Consider the following 20544-nt stretch of genomic DNA (forward strand, 5'->3'; position numbering starts at 1 on the left):
AGTATTTCATGGCTGGATTGATGCCACAGTGACATCGATTACGTGCGTCCGTTTGTTCGGAAGGACGTTAATGGTTGGACCGATTCAGCTTCATAATCTCCTTGTAAAATAATGCGGCAATTAACGTATGCCCGTCGGCATTGGGATGAACAGTGCCTTCCGGCAAATGGAGCGAAGAATTGCCCCGGGTAGACTCATACAAGTTTGCGCAAGCTACACCCGTCTCCCTGCAAGCCTTCAAGACTCCGAACGCCTTGGCATCGTTTTGCTCCTCCGTATAGTAAGTGTTATAAGGAATGTTGGACACAATGAGTTTGGCCTGCGGCATTAGCTCTTTTATTTTCCAAATTCCTTCAAGCAAAGGCTCGTAGGGATCCCCATCGTTCATGCCGGCGAGCCACAGAATCAGGTCGGGATTCCGGGGCGCGGCAACGGCATCAAGAACAGTCGTGATCCTGCTTATGGGAGCGCCGGATAAGCCGTGAATGCTGACGGGAGACGACAGCATCGCCTGAAGCTTGCGCCCGAACAACTGCTGTGGTCTGTCCTCGACGTTCGCGCCAAACGTAATGGAATCGCCGATGCATACGATTTGGCGAATCGTTGCTGGCTCCGGCCGCGCGAATGCGGCCATTAAATAGTCGATAGTAATGGAATAAGCGGAGGACAGCGGATGCTTCCTGCCGCTTTTTCGTATTTCCACCGTATGGAATCCGGGGCAGATGTCCATTGACATGACGCATACGCAATCGTTGTTATCCTTGTCATACAGATCGATAAAGGAGCGGAATTCATCGTCGATCCATATTTCGGCAATACCCAGGGCTGTCCCGGTAGAAGCATAAAGCTGTATAGCGCTGAAGTAGCCCTCCCAATGCGCAGTTGCTGGAGTGTTCCTCCCATGACATGATTCGTGCCGGCTGTCGAGACTTGCTTGTTCATCGTGCAGCACGGTCCATGAGCCTTTATAGGTTAAAGCCATATTTTCAATTTTACTTACAGTCAAGCTGTTTCCTCCTCATCCTCATATCGGCACAACCCAAATGGTCCAGCTGCCTTGGAGCTTTGGCGCTTCCACGATTAAAAATCGAGAGGTATCCCGGAGTACGTAAGAGACGCTATCTTTAACGCCTGAAAGCTTTGCGTGCTCACTGATTTCATCTAGATACGGTCCTGCTTCGTTCGGCGCACCTTTCATGATGACGTCTATTTCGCCTGCATCTCCGGATGCCAGCAGATAAATCCGGCAATTCGAACAACCGCCCATATCCATCGGGTTGCTTTGCGATGTATTTGCGGTGGGCAAATAAATATGCGCTTGCGGCGGAGCCGGCGCGTTCCGTTCATAAGCAGTCATTTTATTCTCCTCCTCTCATGCGTTCATTGTATATCAGCCCTAAAAGGGCGGCCTAGGAGACTTTTTTAACTCCGTTGCCCATTTTCAACCACTTGCTTCGAAGGTATTGTAGGGAGTCGTCGGATTCGATACTGTAGGGGCATCGGAAGGAGGTCTTGAACATTGGGCGTTACGATGCAGAAGCTTAAAGTGAGCGATTCCGGGAGATATCTCACGTATGAAGACGGCGCCCCTTTTTTTTGGCTGGGCGACACAGCATGGGAGCTGTTCCATAAGTTGGATCGCGAGGATGCCCGGCATTATTTGGCATGCCGGGCCGAGCAAGGCTTTAATGTCGTGCAGGCGGTAGCACTTGCAGAGCACGAAGGACTGACGATGGGAAATGCCTATGGCCGACTCCCGTTATTTCAGGATGATGCGGGGAAGTTCGACCCGACGAAACCTGATGAGAACGGGGAGTATTCGTATTGGGACCATGTTGATCATATCGTGAATACGGCAGGTGCGATGGGTATTTACATTGCAATGCTGCCGACCTGGGGCGATAAATTTAATGCGCAACATAGTAAAGGTGTGGAAATTTTCACCAAAAACAATGCTTACGAATACGGCAAATGGCTGGGCCGGCGTTATCGAGACGCCCCTCATCTGATCTGGGTGCTCGGAGGCGACCGCGGGCTGCATACCCGGTCACACTTCGAGATTGTGAATAGCATGGCTTGCGGTTTAAAAGAAGGCGATGGCGGCCGCCATCTAATGACGTTTCATCCCAAGGGCAGCTCCTCTTCGTCTTATCATGTTCATGGCGAGAAGTGGCTGGACTTCAATATGCTTCAATCCGGGCACGGCGAGATGGAACCGGCGAACTATCGGATGGTAGCAGCCGACTATGAACGTGTACCGGTGAAGCCTGTATTGGACGGGGAGCCTTGTTATGAGGATATTCCGCGGGCATTCCATCCTCGTAACGGATATTTCGACGAGGCCGATGTGCGTCGCGCTGCTTATTATGCGATATTCTCAGGGGCTTGCGGCCATACGTACGGCCATCATTCGGTATGGGCGATGTGCGACGGGTTCTACGATTCCGTAAGCATGAACGAGTCCGGCGTTTTTTTTATTATGCATTGGAAGGACGGGCTGCATAGGCCCGGAGCCGGCCAAATGCGCTATTTGAAGGAGCTGTGGCAGCAATTCAGCATGGAGGGAAGCGAGCCAGACCAGCAGTTGATTGCGACGAATTTCGAAGGAGCGAATTATAGGACGGGACTGAAAGGGCGGAACGCTTCCATGATCTATTGTCCTAACGGGTTATACGTCGACGTCTCTATGGGATGGATTGGCTGGGAGAAAGTCCATACTTCATGGTTTAATCCGAGAGACGGAAGCTATACGGATGTAGGAACCTTTCCGGGAGAGGGAAAGCGCAGATATGTATGCCCGTCAAGCGGCAGAGGCAACGATTGGGTGCTGGTCTTAAGCAAAGAGTCCTGCCCGAGCCGAACGATAGAAGAAGATGGAATAAAAACTTAATTATGAAAAAGGTGGAATCTGCGATGAGTTTGACAGTCATCAGGAAAAAAGCGCGAGTCGGGGTTATTACGGTCGGTCACGAGCCGTATTGGGGGCAATTCGCAGGCTTGAAGGAGGAGCTGGAAGGGAACGGTCGGGAGTTCGAGGCGATGCTTAAAGAAAACGATGTCGAAGTTGTGTACGGAGGTTTCGTCGATAATATCGACAAATCGTTTGAGGCCGCTTCTTTCTTGAAGGCACAGGACGTGGATTTTCTGTTTTGTTATTTGAGCACATATGTCACGTCCTCTTCGGCGGCGACCGCCATTCTTAACCTGAACGTGCCAACGGTGCTGGTCGCGTTACAGCCGCTTGAGCGATTGGATTACCGGAACACGACGACCTATATGCAGCTCGCGAACGATAATATTTGTTCTCTTCCGGAGATTGGGGGTGTTCTCGTTCGGGCTGGCAAGCCGGCAGCCGGCATGATCGTCGGCACGCTTCATAATGATCAGCGGGCTGCTGCTGAATTGAAGTCCTGGTGTCAGGTCGCGAACGCGCGCAAAGCGTTCAAGCAGGCGAAGATCGGTTACCTGGGACATACGTACGAAGGCATGTACGATATGAACTCGGACCCGACTGCATTCACCGCTGCTTTCGGTTCCCATATACAAATGCTGGAGATGTGCGATTTGGCGAAATTAGTGAATGATGTACCGGAGCGTGAAGTGAAGGAGAAAATCGAGGAAATTCAAAGCGTCTTCACGATCGCCGATCCGTTCATCGACCCCGTGACGAGGCCGATCAAGCGAGAGGATCTGGAATGGTCTGCCAAGGTTGCGGTCGGTCTCGACAAGCTGGTGTCGGAGTTCGGATTGACAGGGCTGGCTTACTATTACAGGGGTCTGGATAACAATGAATACGAACGGATCGGTTCGAACATGGTTCTAGGCAATTCGTTGCTGACCGGCAAGGGAATTCCGCTTGCGGGAGAAGCCGATCTGAAGACTTGCGCTGCGATGTTGATAATGGACCGGCTGGATGCGGGGGGATCGTTCGCCGAGCTTCATCCTTGCGATTTTGTAGACAATGTTGTGCTCGTCGGGCATGACGGTCCGCATAATATTAAGATTGCGAACGGCCGGCCGATCATCCGGGGTCTGGATTTGTTTCACGGAAAATCAGGATCGGGGATCGGCGTCGAGTTCAGTATTAAGACGGGTCCCGTCACGCTGCTCGGCATCTCGCAGACGGCCGACGGCCGCTACAAGATGATCGCGTCGGAAGGCGAATCGATACCGGGTGAAATTCCGCAAACCGGAAATACGAATACGCGCTGCAGCTTCAACTGCTCCGTAGCCGAATTTATCGAGAGATGGTGCTCGGCGGGACCAACCCACCATTTTGCACTTGGCGTTGGCCATGTGAATGCAAAAATCAAAAACGTCGCCAAAATAATGGGCATTGAACTGGAAATCGTATAAGGAGGCTTCGGAAATGAGCAGCGTGAATGGGAAGAAAATGTTGAAGCGGGCTACGCTGGAGATGAGCTTAAAGCCTTTCAGAAGCCTTGAACAGCAGGCAATAGACGAAGTGTGCACGGAAGCGCTCCTTCAGTGGAAGTCGCTGATTGCAATGGCGGAATCCGCCTCAATGCTGCTGTGGATATCCGACGGTAGCGAGATTTTGACATGGAACGGAAGGCTGGAGACTTCTTTTGAATGGGCGAAGTATATCGGCTTCGCCAATGAAGAGTATTTCAGCCATATTAAGGATAAGGACAATCCCCGCATTGCCCGGACGTATACGGATGCCCCCGTGGATATGACCTACGCTGACTTAAAGCGCATTGTCGCATCGTTCAAGCGAATCGCTCGCGAGCGGTTCGATGTACAACTGGAGGTCGGCGCCACGTTCGATGCCGGACCGGAGTTCGCTTATTCGGATTTTAAATACAAAAAGCATCCGGAGATGAATCGTGCCGAGCTGGGCGGGCGGTTCATTGCGCTAAAGGCTGACTACACCGTCGTCTGTACCTGGTCCAAACTTAAGCAGGACACGTCTTCCTATGCTGCTTACCCTAGCGGTATCCCGGAAGGAACACCGTTTGGCGAGTTCCTTGGCAAGCAATGCGCAAGCTTTCTGCCTGAGCTCGGGTTCGATTATATATGGTTTTCGAACGGCTTTGCTTTATCGTATTTCCCCTGGACTTATCTCGGCGCCAACTACGACGGAACGAGCATGCCGCTGGCCGATCAAGCCGAACTGTCTGCAAATGTCATGTCGTTCTGGGATTTGTTCAAGCGGGAATGTCCGGATTATCGCGTGGAGATCAGAGGAACCAACTATGGGACGGGTATGGATCTGGCCAAGGATTATATCCCGATGCTAGCGCTCTATGACAAAAAGTATCTGGAGTACCCTGCGCCGAATTCGCCATGGGGCGCGCTGAACTTCGACTTCGGACTGGAGATGACCGGCTATATGTCTCGTATCGCAGAGCTTCCGGGCGATACCTATCCGTACCGCTTCTATCCGAACGACCCGTGGTTTTGGCAAAACCCTTGGTTTGACCTGTACGACAGAGAGCCGCATGATATTTATTGCCCGCTGTCCGTCGCCAGGTTGAACGAGAACGGGGAGGCGGAAAGTCCGGGCATTATCGAGATTCTAACGATCGATACGGAATATGGAGAATTGAACGAAGAGGGACCAGCGGAGATTGTGCCGCATTTCAAGCGGGCGCTAGCCGACCGTCCTGACGGTCCCGGCATTCTGACCTGGCTGTATCCGTTCTGCGAGCTTCATGAAGCGGTGGAGGCGTCGAATGAGAATTCCGGCGCCGCGTTCTTCCATGACTGGTTCGTGCGCAATGCGATTAACGAGGGACTGCCGCTCAATACGGTTATCGGAACCGATGTCTATTTCTCGATGAGCGCAGAGGCTCGTAGCAAGCTGAAAGATACGATCCTGCTCGTCTCGACTTGCTGGCTGGAAGGGGACAAGGCAAAGGCCATCGCAAGTTACGTAAAGGAGGGCGGCAACGTTCTGCTATACGGTGCGGCTCGCGACGAATGTCTGCTTGAGTTGCTCGGGCTTCGAATAGCGGAGCCGCTTGAGGGCGAATTCGCATACAAGCTGTCTGGCGAAGCTGACATGCTGGAACTTGAGGAGACGCAGGCGCGCAAGCTGCGCCACTATGGAATGATCGCAGACGGCGGCTTCGCAGAGACATTGGCAGAGGCTCCGAACGATAACGGCACGATCATAGGCGAAGTGCGGCAAGACGGGCAGAGCCGGATATTCGCGCTCAGTCGCTCACTGCCGGAATGGAACGGAGGCCGTGTCGGCTGGGTGCGGGGCTCGCTTCCATTCGAACCGTCCGGCGTTACGCATCTGCCGGTCCGTCAAGCTGCGGAATGGGCCGATGCAGCTGGAGCCGTCCGCGTCGTGCTGCAACAATTCGGTTATACGATCGCTCAGAATAAATTCGAGCAGAGCTCTGCTTCGGCGCTTATGTTCATAAAGCGACATGACAACGCGTTTTTCTTTGTCGGTTGCAAGAAGGATACGTCGGTGTCGTTCCGCTTGCGCTTTCCGGACGGCGAACCGGTCATTACCGGACAAACAACGGTCGTCGGGACGGGTCATGCAACTTATGCTTTGGACCGTACGTTTCATGACGAATGCCGCGTCTTCGTTCTACAGGAGTGCAAGTCGCAAGTATGGTGCAGGGAATTAAGCGCGATACCGACCCGGACGAAACAATCGGTTCGCCAGCTTGCGATTAGCGGACTCATAGATGCCGCCTTGACGCTCTACCCTCCTTTTGCGGCGCTTGAGGCTGGTCTTGTCGAGCTTCGAGTCGAGCATCCGGACGGAGATTTAATTCCATGCGAGCGGCAAGGCAATAAGATCATTGCTCGATCGGTTAGCGGTACGGTCAGTGTAACCTGGTGACAGCCAATTAGCGCACGGGAAGTGTCGGAAGGTGCTATAGATATGAGGTGCCATGACAATATTCTATTCTGGGAGGAGGTTCGAGCATGACAAGCAAAAAGGAGCTCCGATGGGAAGTCGGATGGAGCAATGGTGTGCAGGAAGCTCCCGAACGGTGGGTGAGCGCTTCAGTGCCAGGCGCCGTCCAGTTGGACTGGGCGCGCGCGGAACAATGGGAAGACCATACCTATGGCAATAATTGGCGACAATACGAATGGATGGAAGATAAATATTGGACGTACCGGGCTCGAATCCCCGTACCTGTCATAAAGGAAGGCGAAAGACTGATCTTTGTCTCCAAAGGCATCGATTACAGCTTCCACGTCCGAGTGGGCGGCAGTATCGTGTGGTCGCAGGAGGGGATGTTCACCCCGGTCGAGGTGGACTTGTCGGAGCATGCAGGGAAGCGTGACGGGATTGCATTAGAAATTATTATTGAACCGGCGCCGAAGCTTGCAGGAGCGACGGGGAGATCACAGGCGGCGCATTCCTGCAAGCCGGCGGTCAGCTATGGATGGGACTGGCATCCCCGATTAATTCCGCTTGGCATATGGGATGAGACCTATCTCGAGGTACGGGCGGCCGAGCATATCGTATCTGCGGAGGTCCGATACGAGTTAACCGATCGGCTTGACGCGGCGACTCTGTCTCTGAATGTACGCCTGAACGCGGATAATTGCGCACCAGGCGAGCTGGTATGGAGGCTATCTGACCCTGAGGGCGTCGTTATGTTCGAAAAAACGGTTTCTATTATGGGGAAGACCGTTCGTACCGAGGCTTCAATCGAAAACGTGCGTTTATGGTGGCCGCACGATCATGGAGAGCAGCCGCTATATACATCCGAGGTTTATTGGGATGGGAGCGGGCACTCTGTAGTCCATCCTCAAAAAATTGGATTTCGCAGAGCGAAGCTAATTGTCCATGAGGGAGGCTGGAAGGAGCCTTCCCAGTTCCCGAAGAGCAGAAGTCTTCCTCCGATTACGATGGAAATAAACGGGAGGGCGATCTTTTGTAAAGGAACCAATTGGGTGAATCCTTCGATCTTTCCGGGAACAATTACTTCAGCCTATTACAGAAGTCTGCTGGCGCTGGCGAAGTCGGCTAATATGAACATGCTGCGAATTTGGGGAGGAGGGATCGTGAACAAGGAATCCTTCTTTGAGCATTGCGACGCAATGGGAATCATGGTGTGGCAGGAATTTCCTCTTGCCTGCAACTTGTACCCGGACACGCCGGAATATCTTCGCGTGCTCAGTCAGGAGGCGCGTTCGATTGTTACCCGGCTGCGGAAGCATGCTTCCGTCGTAATGTGGTGCGGGGGCAACGAATTATTTAACGCCTGGTCGAAGATGACCGATCAGTCGCTTCCTCTCAGGCTGCTGAATTCGATCTGTTACGAGATGGACCCACAGACGCCTTTTCTTTCGACATCACCCATTGAAGGAATGGGACACGGTCATTATATGTTCCGTTACCGGACGGGTGAAGATGTGATGGAGGCGATGCCGAGAGCAAGCAACACCGCATATACGGAATTCGGCGTACCATCTCCGGCTTCAATCGAGCAGTTGAAAACCTTCATTCCAGAGGAGGAACTGTTTCCGCCTAGACCGGGCACAGCCTGGGAGGATCATCATGCGTTCCATGCGTTATCTCCGGAGATGTGGCTGATGCAGGACCAATTGGACTATTATTTCGGTCCGTACGAGACGCTGGAGCAAGTTGTGGAATACGGCCAGCTGCTGCAGTCGGAGGGCTACAAGTGCATTTACGAGGAAGCCCGGCGACAGAAGCCGAGATGCTCTATGGCGCTGAATTGGTGCTACAATGAGCCGTGGCCGACGGCGGCTAATAACAGCATCGTCATGTGGCCCGATAAGCCTAAACCAGCTTACTATGCAGTCCAGGCATCATGCAGACCCCTTTTGGCGAGCGCGCGCATTCCGAAGTTCGTGTGGAATGAAGGGGAATGGTTCGAGCCGGAGCTGTGGGTGCTGAACGATGCGCCGGTTGAGGCGCAGGGGGGGCGGGTTGAAGCCTGCTTAACGATTGGATCGGAAGAAAAGGTGCTGCTTCTGGCGTGGGATTACGATGAAATACGACCTAATGCGAACCGCAGGGGGCCGACGGCCAGATACTTGCTTCCTGCAGCGGACGCGGAGAGAATGACGCTTGAACTGATCGTTCCCGGGAGGGAGGAACTGAGCTCGTCCTATACGCTTCTGTACAGAGCCGGCGGTCGCCCGGCAACTTCCGTCAGCAGCGCGCTTAATTTCAGTACGTGACGAATATATGCGTCAGGCAATGCAATAAAAACAGGCAAGAAACGCAAAAACGTCTTGTATCGGAGCGCTTACACCTGCATCTATAATGAAGAGGCAAAGAACAAAACAAGATGAATCGAGGGGAAAACATGAAACAGAAAAAGAGAGCTTTAACCGCAGCCAGTCTCCTTCTGGCAGCGGCACTTACGTTCAGCGCATGCTCGAACTCAAATAGCGGGGGAACCAATGCTCCGCCATCCGGCGAGCCGACGGAACAGAATGACGGTCAAGCTTCAGCAGTGACCGGCCCGCTTGGCAAATACGACCCGCCGATCGAAGTGACAACGGTTCGGGCTGTCAATCAAGCCTTTAAGTATGATGAAGGGAAATCCATCGATCATAATATTTGGACGGATATTTTCAAAGAACAGTACGGCATAAACGTCAAAAATATGTGGGTTGTGGACGAGTCGCAATACCGTCAGAAGCTGAATATTTCCATTGCCTCGGGCGATATTCCGGATTTTATGTCCGTCAACAAGGAGGAACTGCTGCGCCTATCCGAGGAAGGTCAGCTCGAGGATTTGACACAACTGCTGGAGCAATACGGAAGCGATTACTTGAAGGAAATGCTCAATCAGGATAACGGCACGGCTCTCAATGCCGCCACCTATGAAGGCAAGCTGATGGGTATACCGCAAATGCAGGTGAACGGCGGCGTCAGTACAGCAGAGATGATCTACGTTCGCGCGGATTGGCTCAACAACTTGAATCTGCCGGAGCCAAAAACGATTGATGACATTATTAAGATTGCTACCGCTTTTGTAAAGGATGATCCAGATCAAAACGGCAAGGACGACACGTACGGCTTGGGACTCAATAAGGATCTGTTCCTGCAGCACGGTACGGTGAAAGGCTTCTTCAACGGATTCAATGCGTACCCCGATATGTGGTTGAAGGACGACAGCGGCAAGCTGGTATACGGCTCGATTCAGCCGGAGATGAAGGCGGCACTCGAGAAGCTGAGTCTGCTCTATAAGGATGGCGTAATCGATCGTGAGTTTACCGTTAAGGATTGGAATAAACTTGCCGAAGACGTGGCAGCCGACCGGTTGGGGCTTGCCTATGGCAATGTGTCACATGGAGGCTTCATCCAGAAGACGAACAAGAATAATAATCCGGACGCGGAATGGAAGGTATATCCTATCGTATCAGTTGACGGGAGCCCCGTGAACCCACAGCTCAGCGACACGGCCAACAATTTTTATGTCGTGAAGAAAGGCGCCAACCATCCGGAAGCCATGATTCAGCTGGCGAATATTTATTTGGAGCACTATTACTTGACGAGCTACGCACCGGAACCAAATCCTTTCATCTCAAGGGACGAGGGTATCTTCCCCGGTAAATATCATCCTGTTCAGATCGATCCGCTCAATGTGAATTTGGATGCGTTCCGTCAAGTGCAGGACGCGCTTGCCAAACAGGACGGCAGTCACCTCGGCTTTCCTGCAAACGTTCATTACGATCGTCTGAAAAAATATGCGGAAGGCGATATGGAGATGTGGTTCGCAACGATCGTATTCGGCGCGGAAGGCTCTTATAGCGTCATCGACTATTATGACAACAATAAACTAGGTCTGTATAACGCATTCCAGGGAGCGGCAACGCCGACCATGTCCGAGAAGATGGCTTCCTTGAAGAAGTTCCAGGACGAAACGTTTACGAAAATTATTATGGGCGAAGCATCGATCTCTGATTTCGATACATTTGTAGACGAATGGAAAAAGCTTGGCGGAGACCAGATTACAGCTGAAGTGAACGAGTGAGCGTAACTATACCGCAATTGCTGCGAGAAGGCGGCTGGCCGCCTTCTCCTTATTTTCGCACCGGAGGAGACTGCTATGATTAAAAAATGGCGGATGCAAATACCGTTACACCTGATGCTGATTCCGGGGTTGGCCGCAATCTTGATCTTCAGCTATATTCCGATGGCGGGGGTCGTAATTGCCTTCCAGAAATTTGTGCCGATCAAAGGTATATTCGGCTCTGATTGGGTTGGGCTCGAGCATTTTCGCTATATGATGCAGCTGCCGAATTTTTCACAGATTTTGTGGAATACCGTGTATATCGCATCTATGAAAATCATTGCCGGCATCATCGTACCCGTAACCATTGCCTTATTATTAAACGAGATTCGAAAAGAAGCATACAAGCGGATGATACAGACGCTAATCTATCTGCCCTATTTCCTCTCGTGGGTCATTCTGAGCGGCATTCTTATTGATATCCTGTCCCCAAGCCGAGGCGTCGTGAACCAGTTTATTGAATGGCTGGGCTTCGATAATATCTTCTTCCTCGGAAGCAACGATTGGTTTCCCTATACATTGGTCATATCCAACGAGTGGAAGGAATTCGGGTTCAGCACGATCGTTTACTTGGCTGCGCTTGCCGGTATTAACCCTTCTTTGTATGAGGCAGCTTTGGTTGACGGAGCCAACAGGTGGAAGCAAACACTGCATATCTCCCTGCCGGGTATGCTGCCGATCATCGTTCTGATGGCGACGCTCAGTATCGGCAGTATTTTAAACGCCGGCTTCGAGCAAGTCTTTAATTTGTATGGACCAGCCGTTTACGAAAGCGGCGACATTATAGATACGTTCGTCTACCGAACCGGTCTGGAAGAGGCGCGGTATGGACTGGCCACTGCGGTTGGCTTGCTTAAATCGGTTGTGTCGCTGCTGCTCATATCGGTTTCTTATTTCCTGGCTTACCGATTTGCCAACTATCGCATTTTTTAAGGAGGAGTCCACATGAGCGGACATAAGTCGCCGTCCTACCGTATATTTCAAGTGCTTAATTATGGCTTTCTTACTGCCTTGGCTCTCCTGTGCGTGATGCCTCTGGCGCACCTTTTCGCTGTTTCCTTCAGTTCCAATGCAGCGGCAACGGCTGGCGAAGTCTTTTTATGGCCTGTTGATTTCACGACCAAGTCGTATGAATTCGTTCTGACGGAATCCGCTTTTATGAAGGCGATGGGCATCACGATAATCCGGGTTCTGCTCGGCGTGTCAATAAATATGATCATTACAATACTGGTTGCCTACCCGCTGTCGAAGGATGCCAAAGCGCTTTCCGGCAGAACGATCTACGTATGGATTTTTGTCTTTACTATGTTGTTCAGCGGCGGTATCATTCCGATGTATATGACGATGCGATTTCTGGGGCTTCTGGATACAATCTGGGTGCTTGTACTCCATACTGCGGTGCCGGTGTTCAATATTGTCATCCTGCTTAACTTCTTCCGGAATTTACCGAAGGAGCTGGAGGAAGCCGCATTGATCGACGGCGCCGGGCATTGGCGCATTATGTGGGGAATATTCGTCCCGTTGTCGGCCGCATCTATTGCAACTGTTACGCTTTTTTCGATTGTGATGCATTGGAATTCCTGGTTCGACGGTATTCTTTACATGAATTCACCGGATAATTACCCACTGCAGAGCTACCTCTATACAGTCGTAGTTGGCATTCAATCCATTATAAGCAGCTCTACTGACATGGAGGTGCTTCAGATGGTCTCAGACCGGACCGCGCGAGCGGCTCAGCTCTTTGTCGGTTCGATCCCGGTGCTAATGGTGTATCCGTTCCTGCAGCGCCATTTTACGAAAGGGATTGTACTGGGCAGCGTGAAGGAGTAGCATATTTAGAAGAAAAAGGCTACTACTTCGCCAAAAGGAGCGCAGGGCATGCACCGTTTCATGAAAGGAAAACGATTTACGATTTTCGGCAAGCTGGTTCTTGCCTTTCTCATCGTAATGGCGCCTTTACTCGTTCTGGGCGCTACCATCAGCGAGAGAGGGGCGGGCATCGTGGAGAAAGAAATTTCTAATTCCTTACGGCAGCAGGTTCAGTTTTACTTGCTGTCTTTGGAGACGGAAATTGACCGGATGACCGATCTTCAGCGTGAATTCATGAATGATGAGGATTTGGATTCTTTATCCTTGATGGTACAGCGGATGTCGCTGTACGAGCAGCTGTCCGCGGTGAAGCGGCTGCAGGCCAGATTAAGGATGATCAAGGAGTCCAGCGCTTATATTTCCACAGCAACAGCCTATATTCCATCCATTAATCGAATCGTCTCTTCAGACGGCGATATACAGGAGCTGGATCAAGCTGCGCTCGACGATGTGAAGGAAAGCTCACTTCGTTCGGCCCATCCCTTTGTTCATCAGAATGACCGACTGTTCATTCGAGAATTTTACCCAAGTCCATATCATTTAAAGGTTCGAAACCCTAACTTCATTCTTGAACTCGAAATTTCTATTTCCGAGCTGTATCGTTTTCTCGAACAACTCCCCGGTTATAATTATGGCGGCGCAGCGCTGATAAATGACGATACGGTCATCGTTAGCGGGAAGCATGCCAAGTCCTTCGAGGGAATTAAGGAGAAGCTGGATCAGGAAGTGTTTCGTTGGTTTGATGAGGATGGAACAGGGTTAGCCGAATTCGGAGCGGCACAGTTGGATATGATTGCTCGTGAGAGTGGAGATTACCTAATTACGCATCGTTATTCCCCCTATCTCAATCTCCATTTGATCGTGTACGTGCCTGAGAATGAAGTGATGGGACCGCTTGATAGCTACCGGACATCGCTGTGGGCCGTGCTGATTGCTGCTTTTATTGTCATTCCTGTATTTGCTTACTGGATCTATCGCATCATTCATCGGCCGCTTCGCAAGCTGGTCGGAGCGTTCCGCAAGGTTGAGGCGGGCATCATGCAGGTCGAGATCCGGCATGAGAGCAATGACGAATTTCAGTATCTATATGAGAAATTCAACTTTATGGTCTCCCACCTGAACAAGCTAATCTATGAGGTATACGAACAGAAAATCCGGCTCCAGCAATCCGAGCTTAAGCAACTGCAGTCGCAGATAAATCCTCACTTTCTCTACAATAGCTTCTACCTGATTTATCGGATGACCAAGGCTTACGATATTGAGAATGCGACGCGGTTCACCCGGTTTTTGGGGGATTATTATCAATACATTACGAGGAATGCAAAAGAAGAGGTGCTTCTGGAGGATGAGATTCGTCATATTAAATCATATATCGAAATCCAGTCCATTCGGTTCGGAGATCGAATTAGGGTGAATATTGAGGAAATGCCGGAAGCGATGAGCCGGCTCCAGGTACCAAGGCTTATCCTTCAACCCATCGTTGAAAATGCCTATCAGTATGGGTTTAGCGGCGATACGGATAATAACTTGCTTCGAATCGGATACCGATATGAACGTGGGAAAGAGACTGAATCGGTCGCGGTCGTTCTTATTACAGACAACGGCATAGGGATGGCGCCTGAAACGCTGGAGCAATGGCGAAAAAAATTCGCTAGCGAATGCCACGAAAGTGAAGTAACGGGTATGATGAACGTGCATCGCAGATTAAGACTGAAGTATGGGGCTGTGGCAGGCATACGGCTGGAAAACGGTGACAGGGGATTGTCGGTCGCCGTCATGATACCATTGCCCGAAAACTCTGCGGAGGATATACAGCACACCATGCATACGGGAGGAGAACCGTCATGATGAAGCTGCTGATTGTGGATGATGAACCGCTAGCTGTCAATTATTTAGTCGAAGCGCTTAACGATACGCTCTCCTTGCCGTTCGATATTATCAAGGCTTATTCCGGGAAGGATGCGCTTGCGAAGCTGGGCTCGGGCAAGGTCGACATTCTGTTAACGGATATTCGTATGCCCGGTATGAACGGAATAGAGCTGGCGGACACCATACTTGAGAAGTGTCCAAGATGCAGGGTTATCTTCTTGACAGGCTATAATGACTTCGACTATGTGCAATCCGCGATGCGCAAGGGCGGTGTCGATTATGTGCTAAAGACGGAAGGAGACGCAGCGATTCTGCATGCGCTTGAAAAGTCGGTCGCAGATATCGAAACAGAGCTGAATGACAAGCAAATATTACAGCGTGCGCGGCAGCAAGTTCATCTGGCATTGCCATCGCTGCGCCGCGATTATTTAATCGATTTCCTGCAAGGCGACGTTGACAGCCCGGATGCTCGCGGAAAGCGATTTAAAGAGCTCGACATCGATTTGGATCCCGAGCAGCAAGTTTTTGCTATGATTGGCCGAATCGACGCCTGGGGATCATTCGCGGCCCCTGCCGACCGCGTGTTGCTCTTTTATTCGATTCATAATATCGCCGAAGAATACTTTCGTACGGACGTGCGTTACATATCATTTCAATACGACCGTTCACGCACGGTTTGGTTGCTGCAGCCAAAGCGGGGAGAATCCATTGAGGCTGCAAGAAAAGCGCTGGACGCCAGTACCGAACGAATACAGAGCGCTTGTAAAAGCATTCTGAAGATTCCTCTCTCGTTGGCCGTGTCGTTGCGGTCCGTTAGTTGGGAGCATGCGGGTGAACTGCTCGAGCATTTAAAGCTGCAGCTTACCTTCTGTATGGTATCAGGAGAAGAAGCGCTTGTGAAGGAATCAATCGGACATGAGTTCAACGAATCGAAACAATCCAGCGATCTGATGCTGGAAATCGGTAGGCTTCGTTCGAATATTCACAAGCTTGATTTATTGGAATCATCCATGGATAACGGAAGGAAGGACGAGCTTTCGGCGCTGTATGGGGACTTGTTCCAGGTAAGCGGTGATTTGTTCGCAAGCGAGGAAGGCAAATGGCTGGGATTGGAGTTATTCTCGCATCTTTCGGCCTTTTTCCTGACGTATTTGAACAAAAGGAAGCTGATCGGCGATCTGAAGGGCGATGTGCCTATCGAACATATTTACGATCCGAATCAGCATGCCGGACTGGAAGCGATGTTGTCCTTTTTTGGAGAGCTTGGCGAGCGGCTAGCAGAGCATAACGCGAATCAGCAGAAGGAACGAAGCCACGACATTATCGGCCGTGTGCACAGCTATATTCATCAATATTTACACGAAGAGCTTTCCCTGACGAAGCTTGCCGAAATCGTTTATTTGAGCCCTCCTTATCTCTCTCGCATGTATAAGCAAATTACTGGTCAGGGACTGCTTGAATACATTAATGAAATGAGAATTCAAAGAGGGAAGTTACTGCTGAAACAAACAGATATAAAAATTCAAGATATTGCGTCGGAGGTAGGCTTCGAATCCGCACCCTATTTTACGAGACTGTTTCGTAAAAAAACGGGTATGACGCCGCAAGAATATCGGGAAAGCAGCAAGGGAATGGAGTCGTTGTAATGAACAATGAAAGGGGGTTACATGCATGAGATTTCTGATTCAACATTCACAAGCAGCTGTTGATCTGGTGGCTGACCTGTCGCCAAGGGAGCTGCTGAACCAAGTATGCTGTCCCACTTTTGGAAGGGTTGGCGCCGACAGAGACGACACATTCGGAGCTATGTTTTTCCATCCAACCAAGCGCGAAGAGCTGCTGGAGCAGATCGCCCGGTTCCGATCCAAATGTAGTATCCCACCTTTTATCGTAAGCGATCTGGAGTGCGGAGCTGGCAATATGGTGCTTGGCGCGACCAAGTTTCCTTACATGATGGCTTTAGGACAAGCTAACTCGGAGGAACTCGTGTATGAAGTAGGCGCAATCGCGGCGAAGGAGGCCGGCGAGCTCGGTTACAATTGGACGTTTTCCCCTGTAGCAGATCTGGCCTATGATCCGGACAGCCCCGTTGTGAGTATGCGAAGCGCAGGTATTGTCCCGGAGCATGCTGCAACAATCGTCTCTGCATATATGAGAGGGTTGCAGGAGCACGGCATGATGGCAACGATCAAACATTTTCCAGGCGACGGTTACGGCTCCTATGATCAGCATTTGACGACGCCGGTAAATCCGCTTGAACGCAGAGCATGGCGCGAAGGCCCAGGCAAGGTGTTCCAAAAGCTAATCGATGACGGAGCAATGGTTGTAATGCCAGGTCACATCTCATTGCCTTCCTTCGACGAAATCGATGAGGCTACCGGTGCGTATCCGCCCGCTACCCTCTCGAAGCGGCTGCTTGTAGATCTGCTGCGCAAGGAGATGGGCTTCGGCGGTCTTATCGTCACTGATGCGGTAGAGATGGGCGGGCTTGTTGGTTATCGGAATTACTTCGACGCCTGCGCCATAGCGCTGGAGAATGGTTGTGATATCCTGCTCTTCCCAAGGATGGACGACGTCTTCTACCGCGAGATGCATCAACGGCTGAAGACGGGGATGCTCTCCATGGAGACGCTGCGTGATCGAGCGACGAGGGTAGTCTCGCTCAAGCTTCAGTTAGGTCTGATGAACGGGGAACCGCAGAAGCGGGATGAGCCGGATATAGACCGCCATGCGACAACAGCACGGGAGGTTGTCGCAAGAAGTATCACTGTTGCTAGGGACCGGGCGAACCTGATTCCTTACCCGATCAAGCATGATACGCGCGTATTGCACGTTGCGATTATGAACAACCACGAGCAATACGAGGAGCTGTATAATAGGATCAAGACAGAGCTAGGGAAGTATTCCGGTCAAGTAACGCAATGGATCGATCCCGGGCCTGACCGGTTGTACCAAGCGATGGTTGACCGTTCATTTGATCTTGTCGTGTGCTCCATCGGCAGTAGACTGAGCTATGGACTTAACGTCGTGCGGTTGCATGATGAAGTGGCGCGAAATATGATGGGCGGATGGACGAAGCTCGGGACGCCGATAATCTTCGTCTCGCACTTTCATCCGTTTGTTCACAAGGAATACGAGATATCGATTGATACGATTGTGAATACGTATGGAGATATCGGCTGTACAGTGGAATACCTGATGGAAGGTCTGTTCGGAAAGCGAGAGCTAAATCGCACTTTGCATGCGCATGACTGACAGACTGTCACAATAGTTGACTGTAGCTAAAGATTCAACGCTCCGTACATGCACATATGGGCCATTGCCTACATACAATGTACAACTGATCATATTGCGTGCTGAGGCTTTTTGCCTGACGGCCTCTCGCCATATTAGCATGGGGGTGTACAGTGTATGGGGATATTTGCGGCCATTGCGTTGTTCATTAAACAGCTTGCCCTGCTTGTCTCGTATGTGAAAAACAATGCGTTCCCGCAGCCGCTGAAGGAAGATGAGGAAACAAAGCATCTGGCGCTCATGGCGGAAGGAAATGCGCAATCACGCAATATTCTGATTGAACATAATTTGCGTCTCGTGGCTCATATCGTCAAAAAATTCGATAATACCGGAGAAGATCTTGAGGACTTGATCAGCATCGGCACGATCGGACTCATCAAGGCGATTGAAAGCTTTCAGACGGGCAAAGGCACGAAGCTTGCGACCTTCGCAGCTCGTTGTATCGAGAACGAAATACTTATGCATCTGCGTTCCTTGAAGAAAACGCGCAAGGACGTGTCCTTGCACGATCCCATCGGGACGGATAAAGAGGGGAACGAAATTACCCTGATCGATATACTGGGGACTGATTCCGACGAAGTGCCGGAAAAGGTGCAGCTGAAAATTGAGAAGAGTAAAATATATCGCAACCTCGATATACTGGATGATCGCGAGAAGGAAGTTGTCGTGGGCCGGTTCGGTCTTGTACATGGCGGAGAGGAGCGGACCCAGCGGGAGATTGCGAAGGAACTGGGGATCAGTCGGAGTTATGTGAGCCGGATTGAGAAGCGGGCGCTCATGAAGCTGTATCATGAGTTTTATAAGGAAAAGAAGTAGCTTTAAACTTATATGGATTATGTAATTGGATCCCTATCGCAAGATGGCTTAGCATCTTCGCGGTGGGGATTCACTTTGTTTTTCATTTTTGTGAAAGAAGGAGTAAAAATTTATAGTCGGGTCTATCCGAATACCTCGATTGGGCCGCTACCATTTTCCAATTGGTGAGGACATTGGCATGGATCCCATTGCTTATTTGCGAAACTGGTTATTTCTTCTTTCAGAAATTCGAGCAATTCCAGCAGGTTTCACTCCTTTTCCCTGACTAGTATTAAGTAGGTATTACAAAAATTAAATCATAAACGACATAATACGACAGATTTTTTGGTTAAAAAATAATAGAATGTTAAGTAGATAAAAAAGGGGATAGGTAAAAGTGATTGAATTGAAGAGAAAGATACTACATTCTAAGACGGTCGTTCAGTTTCTGTAGATATGACTTAAAGGTAGGTCTCTCGATCTACAAGACGGCGAACGGATTTGAGAGTCATGTCGTCAAGTCCCCCCCCTATCCGGCAAGCGAAATGGTAGACACAATTAGTCTTTTAGTTTTTTTGTGATAGTTTTATCAATTTTCTTTAGGATTTTCTTAAGATCTTTTTCGGACCTAGCCTCTTTTTTTATTCTCTGCACCAATTTATAAATACTCATTCTTACACCCCATTCACAGATTTTTGAAGGAGTTGACGAATTTGGTTACCTTTTTGAACTTGTCTGATCTACATATTCAATCTAAAAAGATAGAGGACATTAGAATTGTCTTAAATGCTCTTTTTGAAGATATAGAGAAGCAAAATTGCAAAATTGATTTTATTTTGTTCAATGGTGATCTTATAAATAACGGTTCACAAGGTTTAACTGGTGATAAAGAGTTTGAACTTGCGGTGAATGAATTTATTAATCCATTACTTAGAGTTACAGGACTTTCATATAATGAGTTTTTTATTGTACCAGGTAATCATGATATTAATCGTTTAAAAATTTCTGAATTTATTGATTTAGATATCACTAGTAAATTTAATGATAGAGATAGACTAAATAAATTTATCGATAATATTGGAAGTGTTGATAATAAATTACTTTTAAGGCGCTTGGAAGATTACAATGAATTTGTAGAGGGGCTGTATCCAGGAAAAAGTCCTTATACTGTACGTTCAAATCCTTTATTTTCTACATATATTATAAAAATAGGGGAATATAAAATTGGAATCGCTTGCCTTAACTCATCTTGGGGAGCATACGGCGGTTCTTCGGACATTAATCAATTGCTGATTGGAGTAAGGCAAATTGATCTTGCTGCTCGTGATTTAGCTGATTGCCATCTTAAAATTGCTATGTTTCACCATCCTTTAGACTGGCTTAAGGAATTTGATAGAGAGGCAATTAAGGACATCTTATTTGTTAACTTTAATATGGTATTTAATGGGCACTTGCATGTACAAAATCAACAAATGATTGTCACTGAACAATTTAAAACAATTATGTATCGTTGCGGCTCGCTTTTTGAAAATCGCTTGTTTAATGGATATGCTATTACACATGTAAATATGAATACGAGTGAAGCAGATATTTATTTAAGAGAGTACTATGATACATGACTTATGCAGTTCACGAGATTAACTGGTAATTGTGAGAATCTATGCTTGAATAAACCGGCCACCAGGTCATTAAGAGCTGGGGCGGCCAATAAGCCGAA

At 49.7% G+C, this 20544-nt stretch carries 14 protein-coding genes; 12 read left to right on the forward strand and 2 right to left on the reverse strand.

The window, feature by feature from the left end:
- Nucleotides 1–67 precede the first annotated feature (67 nt).
- Both ACFQ2I_RS16660 and ACFQ2I_RS16665 read right to left on the reverse strand, forming a co-directional pair.
- Nucleotides 68–1006, reverse strand: coding sequence for an SGNH/GDSL hydrolase family protein (locus ACFQ2I_RS16660; protein ID WP_377566188.1), 939 nt, complete (start codon nt 1004–1006; stop codon nt 68–70).
- Between the two features lie 18 nt (nt 1007–1024).
- Entirely contained in the window at nt 1025–1357 is a 333-nt protein-coding gene (locus ACFQ2I_RS16665) for a hypothetical protein (RefSeq protein WP_377566190.1), read from the reverse strand.
- 162 nt (nt 1358–1519) lie between these two features.
- Here ACFQ2I_RS16665 and ACFQ2I_RS16670 point away from each other — a divergent pair, with 162 nt between their 5' ends.
- The 12 genes from ACFQ2I_RS16670 (at nt 1520) to ACFQ2I_RS16725 (ending at nt 20446) form a co-directional block, all read left to right on the forward strand.
- A complete protein-coding gene (locus tag ACFQ2I_RS16670; protein ID WP_377566192.1) occupies nt 1520–2890 on the forward strand; it encodes a glycoside hydrolase family 140 protein in 1371 nt (456 codons plus the stop codon).
- A 23-nt stretch (nt 2891–2913) separates the two neighbouring features.
- Nucleotides 2914–4356, forward strand: a complete 1443-nt coding sequence (locus ACFQ2I_RS16675; RefSeq protein WP_377566194.1) for an L-arabinose isomerase family protein — start codon at nt 2914–2916, stop codon at nt 4354–4356.
- A 13-nt stretch (nt 4357–4369) separates the two neighbouring features.
- On the forward strand, nt 4370–6832 hold the full coding sequence (locus tag ACFQ2I_RS16680) for a hypothetical protein (protein ID WP_377566196.1): 2463 nt from the start codon (nt 4370–4372) through the stop codon (nt 6830–6832).
- Nucleotides 6833–6918: 86 nt separating this feature from the next.
- A complete protein-coding gene (locus ACFQ2I_RS16685) occupies nt 6919–9156 on the forward strand; it encodes a glycoside hydrolase family 2 protein (RefSeq protein ID WP_377566198.1) in 2238 nt (745 codons plus the stop codon).
- 128 nt (nt 9157–9284) lie between these two features.
- Nucleotides 9285–10961, forward strand: a complete 1677-nt coding sequence (locus ACFQ2I_RS16690) for an extracellular solute-binding protein (RefSeq protein WP_377566200.1) — start codon at nt 9285–9287, stop codon at nt 10959–10961.
- Between the two features lie 75 nt (nt 10962–11036).
- On the forward strand, nt 11037–11933 hold the full coding sequence (locus ACFQ2I_RS16695; RefSeq protein WP_377566202.1) for an ABC transporter permease: 897 nt from the start codon (nt 11037–11039) through the stop codon (nt 11931–11933).
- A 12-nt stretch (nt 11934–11945) separates the two neighbouring features.
- Nucleotides 11946–12830, forward strand: a complete 885-nt coding sequence (locus ACFQ2I_RS16700) for a carbohydrate ABC transporter permease (protein ID WP_377566204.1) — start codon at nt 11946–11948, stop codon at nt 12828–12830.
- A gap of 48 nt (nt 12831–12878) precedes the next feature.
- Nucleotides 12879–14717, forward strand: coding sequence for a sensor histidine kinase (locus ACFQ2I_RS16705; protein WP_377566206.1), 1839 nt, complete (start codon nt 12879–12881; stop codon nt 14715–14717).
- Entirely contained in the window at nt 14714–16384 is a 1671-nt protein-coding gene (locus ACFQ2I_RS16710; protein ID WP_377566208.1) for a response regulator, read from the forward strand. Before ACFQ2I_RS16705 ends, ACFQ2I_RS16710 begins: the two co-directional genes overlap by 4 nt.
- Nucleotides 16385–16409: 25 nt before the next feature.
- Nucleotides 16410–17993 (forward strand): glycoside hydrolase family 3 protein, encoded by a 1584-nt coding sequence (locus tag ACFQ2I_RS16715; protein WP_377566210.1) that lies wholly within the window; start codon nt 16410–16412, stop codon nt 17991–17993.
- A gap of 156 nt (nt 17994–18149) precedes the next feature.
- Nucleotides 18150–18848, forward strand: a complete 699-nt coding sequence (sigK, locus tag ACFQ2I_RS16720) for an RNA polymerase sporulation sigma factor SigK (RefSeq protein WP_377566212.1) — start codon at nt 18150–18152, stop codon at nt 18846–18848.
- A 692-nt stretch (nt 18849–19540) separates the two neighbouring features.
- Nucleotides 19541–20446, forward strand: coding sequence for a metallophosphoesterase family protein (locus ACFQ2I_RS16725; protein WP_377566214.1), 906 nt, complete (start codon nt 19541–19543; stop codon nt 20444–20446).
- Nucleotides 20447–20544: the final 98 nt, after the last annotated feature.

This window comes from Paenibacillus chungangensis (assembly GCF_042675905.1).
In the GTDB taxonomy this organism is placed as follows: Bacteria; Bacillota; Bacilli; order Paenibacillales; family Paenibacillaceae; genus Pristimantibacillus; species Pristimantibacillus chungangensis.

What these genes read in the sequence shown, in the direction of transcription:
- ACFQ2I_RS16695 (WP_377566202.1), top strand. Translation starts at nt 11,037, where the DNA reads ATGATTAAAAAATGGCGGATGCAAATACCGTTACACCTGATGCTGATT.
- ACFQ2I_RS16705 (WP_377566206.1), top strand. Translation starts at nt 12,879, where the DNA reads ATGCACCGTTTCATGAAAGGAAAACGATTTACGATTTTCGGCAAGCTG.
- ACFQ2I_RS16685 (WP_377566198.1), top strand. Translation starts at nt 6,919, where the DNA reads ATGACAAGCAAAAAGGAGCTCCGATGGGAAGTCGGATGGAGCAATGGT.
- ACFQ2I_RS16700 (WP_377566204.1), top strand. Translation starts at nt 11,946, where the DNA reads ATGAGCGGACATAAGTCGCCGTCCTACCGTATATTTCAAGTGCTTAAT.
- ACFQ2I_RS16675 (WP_377566194.1), top strand. Translation starts at nt 2,914, where the DNA reads ATGAGTTTGACAGTCATCAGGAAAAAAGCGCGAGTCGGGGTTATTACG.
- ACFQ2I_RS16665 (WP_377566190.1), bottom strand. Translation starts at nt 1,357, where the DNA reads ATGACTGCTTATGAACGGAACGCGCCGGCTCCGCCGCAAGCGCATATT.
- ACFQ2I_RS16710 (WP_377566208.1), top strand. Translation starts at nt 14,714, where the DNA reads ATGATGAAGCTGCTGATTGTGGATGATGAACCGCTAGCTGTCAATTAT.
- ACFQ2I_RS16690 (WP_377566200.1), top strand. Translation starts at nt 9,285, where the DNA reads ATGAAACAGAAAAAGAGAGCTTTAACCGCAGCCAGTCTCCTTCTGGCA.
- sigK (WP_377566212.1), top strand. Translation starts at nt 18,150, where the DNA reads ATGGGGATATTTGCGGCCATTGCGTTGTTCATTAAACAGCTTGCCCTG.
- ACFQ2I_RS16680 (WP_377566196.1), top strand. Translation starts at nt 4,370, where the DNA reads ATGAGCAGCGTGAATGGGAAGAAAATGTTGAAGCGGGCTACGCTGGAG.
- ACFQ2I_RS16715 (WP_377566210.1), top strand. Translation starts at nt 16,410, where the DNA reads ATGAGATTTCTGATTCAACATTCACAAGCAGCTGTTGATCTGGTGGCT.